Source organism: Streptomyces sp. ID05-39B (assembly GCF_033794725.1).
GTDB classification, from domain to species: Bacteria; Actinomycetota; Actinomycetes; order Streptomycetales; family Streptomycetaceae; genus Streptomyces; species Streptomyces bobili.
The window spans coordinates 1-730 of sequence record NZ_JARGEF010000544.1 but is presented as its reverse complement, the minus strand read 5'-3'; the positions used below and the strand labels follow the sequence as shown (position 1 = coordinate 730).

Below are 730 nucleotides of genomic sequence, written 5' to 3'. Positions count from 1 at the left end.
GGGAGGGAGAAGGAGAGGGGGAGGGCTAGCCGCTTCGAGCCGAGGGCCGCTGTGATCTCCGCCGAGCGAGCCCGTCGGGCGCGGTCGGACGGTCCGCGTGGCCTCGGGCGCCCTCACGGTCGGACGGAGCGTGTGGCCTCGGGTGCCCTAGTCGATCAAGGCCCTGAGCTTAATGCATATGATGTGCAAGTGCGTGACTACTGCGTAAGGCCTGCGGGCCCCGACGACCTCGACGGTGCCCGAGCCGTCATGCTCGACACCGTCTACCGCGACTTCGGCACCGGCTATGTGCCCCGCTGGCACGGCGACATCGTCGACCCGGCCGCCGCCTACCTGGCGCCTGCCCGCCACACGCTGCTCGTCGCCGTCGATGCCGAACAGCAGGTCGTCGGCACCGGTGCGCTGGATGCGCGCGGGCCTCTCCACCCGCCGAACCCGCGTCATGTCACCGACCGCTACCCCTCCGGCGTGACCGCCCAGCTGCGCCGCGTCTACGTCCGCCCCGGGCACCGGCGCCGCGGCCTCGCCCGGCGCCTGGTCGCCGACCTCCTCGCCTTCGCCGCCGCCGACGGCGGATACCGGGCCGTCTACCTGCACACGGACCCGTCCGTCGAAGGCGCCGAAGCCTTCTGGCGATCCCTCGGGAAGGTCGTGCACGACGAGCGCCAGGACCCCGACGGCGACCAGAGCGTCGTGCACTTCGACCTCCCCCTGCCCGCCGCCCCCACGC

Annotated in this window: 1 protein-coding gene; it reads left to right on the top strand. The window is 73.0% G+C overall.

All coding sequences use genetic code 11. The features are described from left to right. Positions 1-189: 189 nt before the first annotated feature. The coding region (locus tag P1P75_RS41800) for a GNAT family N-acetyltransferase (RefSeq protein WP_319265336.1) at positions 190-730 on the top strand (541 nt) is incomplete at its 3' end.